Raw genomic sequence first — 2,829 nt, forward strand, 5'->3', positions numbered from 1 at the left:
ATCGCATCCTGGTTGTAGTTATACCGCTTAAAATTGGGCATGGCAGGCATCCCTTTTTATGATCCGCCAATCCTACCAAAAACTACTGGTTTTTAAGAGTTTTTCTACAGCCAGAACGCTTTGCTAAGGGGCAACCGAAACGCAGTGTAGGTTGTCCCGCGGAGGCCGCGCTTTTTGCGGCCGGAGTGAACTTGAGCAACTTGTTACATGCTTGCATATTTTCGGTATTTTGGTTTTTCTAGCTCATCACTTAAATAGTTTGCGATTGTTTTTATTAATAAATCGCCTTCCTCGCAAAAGGCCATAACATACTCTCCTGACCAGTTATCCCAGCCTAAACCTAATTTAGTACCATTTAACTCAACTTCAGCAACTACTTCACTTAGGCCAATGGCCGGCATGCCAACTGGGGAATACCCAAATTCTCTTTGTAATAGTTCACCCAACACAGGAACGAACTCTGATTTCGCATCATAAATTTCGTAGCTAAGGTGACCGTTTGAAACAGTGACTGTTTTACCTGACAAATCTTTCAGCATACTCATGGCATGTAACGCCCGGCTTTGGGGCGGACTTGTAGCTGCGAAGCAGCGGAAAGGCCGTCCCAGCCCCGAAGGGGCGACAACAGCCGCTTGTTATGTGCGCCCCCACTTAGAGATTATCTCGTCTAATCTCTTCAGAATAAGCTGGCGGTTTACTTCTTTTTTCAACCCTCTCGGCAGTCGACAATACCAAACAAAGTACCAATGCTTAAACACGTTTGGATCGCGTGTAGACGGATGAATTTTCTTTGAAAAATAGTCCTTCGCCTCATATACCTGATCAATGCCAACGAACGTAAATGTAAATCCTTTGACCTCTGCAAAGTAAACCCAATTTTTAATAAGGTTATCTTTAGTTTTTTCAACCGGTACCCCACCGATGTTCACATAAGTCATGAAATCACGATGCTTGGTTGGATCTGAAAGCTCTCTCCAAACTTTGCTCATATATATGAACCAGATCTATGTGACCAGAGGCACATAACGCCCACGGCAGGGGCGGATTACCTTATGCGCGTTTTGCGCGAAAATGGGAGCGAAGCGACCGCGCAAAACGTGCATAAGGTAAGCCGTCCCGCGGAGGCCCGAAGGGGCGGAGCTCCACTGCCCGTGTTTGTTAGTGGTTTAGCTACTACGAGGCCACCCTATCTTGGGTATACCGGATCTCAGTTTGGTTTTGTGATTCTTCTACGATTTCAACACGATAGATTCGAATCTTTGAAGCACGTTGAAAATAAGGTTTTTCATCTGTGTCCCGAGACTGAGTCTGTTTCGAAAACTTTTCGGGAGCATGATTTTTTATGCCTTCTACATACTTTTGATAGATTTTCATAGCAGTTCCTGACGGAACCTTAACCCGCACCTCAGCATGAACTATCAGACCCTTACGACAATCGTACGTAACGTCAGAGTCAACTCCATATATTTTCTTACTAAACTTTGCTTTTGAAAAATCTTCACTTTCTATTTGCCAATTCACGAATAGAGCATCTGAACATTTATACCCTGTAACCCGATCTATAGACGCAAATCCTTCACTTGAAAAGACAATGGATATGAACAGAAAGAGACAGATATTTATATGCTTCATAGATTTTCCACTTACCACTAACGCCCAGCGCAGGCGCAGCAAGCGCGGAGCGCATTTTGTGTTAATGTTTGAGCGCCAGCGAGTAACACAAAAGGTGCGTAGCGTTGGCTGTCGCTCTGCCGCTGATTGTTAGGCATTGCCCACCTCCCAGCCCGAAAAGGTTTTACCTACATATAGGTCCTGGGGATCGCGGCCATCAATTGACCTAAACCGGAATGAATATAGATTAGGTCTCGTGTTTTTGGCGTAGTTTATTTGAAAATTGTCGGCGCCCCGCCGCCCACCAAGCCAATAACAGCGCCCTTGAAACATAACCTTTTTCTCATTATTCGATACTGTTTCTATTGCAAAATCATCAATTGCCGCACCCTTTAGAACATTTTCTTTATCCATAAAACGAAATAGCGCCGACAAAATACTGAAAAGATGATATGCAGCAAAACCATAATCTCGCTCAGAAACTGAAGGTGTAAGCAAGATCTCTTCGATTTTCAGCTCAATTAATGAAATGGCGTCTCGAGTTTTCGAATTAAGATCTTCATTCTTCTTGAAGTCTCTCTGACTCATAAAGATGCCTAACGCTCGGTTTAGGGGCGGCTGAAGCGTAGCGTAAGCCGTCCCAGCCGCGTCTTTCGCGGCGATTACAACCGCTTGTTATGAGTTTTCTCACTACAACAATTTGCAAAGGCGAGACCATCTATCCACAAGATCAGCAAATGAACTTGCAATAGCTGTGGTTTCACCATTTTTTAAAACTACTTTAGCCTCAGCCGCAAGAAGGACTTCAATGATTTCCCTGGCTTCATCTTGTGTGCAAGTGACCAAGCAGAAATCGTTAACCGCGCTTCCAGTATGCTTCTTTGGCTTTTCTACCTTGCCATGTCTTAATGCAAAGGTAACTACAGAGGTTTCTTCAGCTCCCTCACGACTAAGTAAGGCTAAGGTTTCCTCTAGCTCTGAAACTCTGAACGCGTTCACCTTACTACAAATATCTTTATATTCTTCGGAGGTCATTTCGACTCATAACGCCGCGCTCAGCCGCGGCTAACCTGGTGCGCTTTATGCGCGATAATGGGAGGCCGAATTCAAATCCGAAGTGCGACACCGAGCTCAAATAGGAAGGTGACCTGTGGTACAAGGGGTTTTTCTCTCCCGCCAAGAAGTGAGAAACCCCAATGAAGTACCAACAGATCACCT

General features: G+C 44.8%; 5 protein-coding genes. All 5 read right to left on the bottom strand.

All coding sequences use genetic code 11. The features are described 5' to 3' along the window. Positions 1–203: 203 nt before the first annotated feature. The 5 genes from LC059_RS17780 to LC059_RS17800 all read right to left on the bottom strand — a co-directional run bounded on the left by LC059_RS17780 (position 204) and on the right by LC059_RS17800 (position 2,646). Positions 204–545, bottom strand: a complete 342-nt coding sequence (locus LC059_RS17780) for a hypothetical protein (protein ID WP_226705218.1) — start codon at positions 543–545, stop codon at positions 204–206. Between the two features lie 90 nt (positions 546–635). Then, positions 636–989, bottom strand: a complete 354-nt coding sequence (locus LC059_RS17785) for a hypothetical protein (RefSeq protein WP_226705219.1) — start codon at positions 987–989, stop codon at positions 636–638. Positions 990–1,173: 184 nt separating this feature from the next. Continuing rightward, positions 1,174–1,632, bottom strand: a complete 459-nt coding sequence (locus LC059_RS17790; RefSeq protein ID WP_226705220.1) for a hypothetical protein — start codon at positions 1,630–1,632, stop codon at positions 1,174–1,176. A 129-nt stretch (positions 1,633–1,761) separates the two neighbouring features. Continuing rightward, entirely contained in the window at positions 1,762–2,199 is a 438-nt protein-coding gene (locus LC059_RS17795) for a hypothetical protein (protein ID WP_226705221.1), read from the bottom strand. 102 nt (positions 2,200–2,301) lie between these two features. Next, positions 2,302–2,646: a hypothetical protein gene (locus LC059_RS17800; protein WP_226705222.1), complete on the bottom strand. Its 345-nt coding sequence runs from the start codon at positions 2,644–2,646 to the stop codon at positions 2,302–2,304. Positions 2,647–2,829: the final 183 nt, after the last annotated feature.

The sequence above is a fragment of the Microbulbifer elongatus genome, assembly GCF_020524885.1.
GTDB classification, from domain to species: domain Bacteria; phylum Pseudomonadota; class Gammaproteobacteria; order Pseudomonadales; family Cellvibrionaceae; genus Microbulbifer; species Microbulbifer elongatus_A.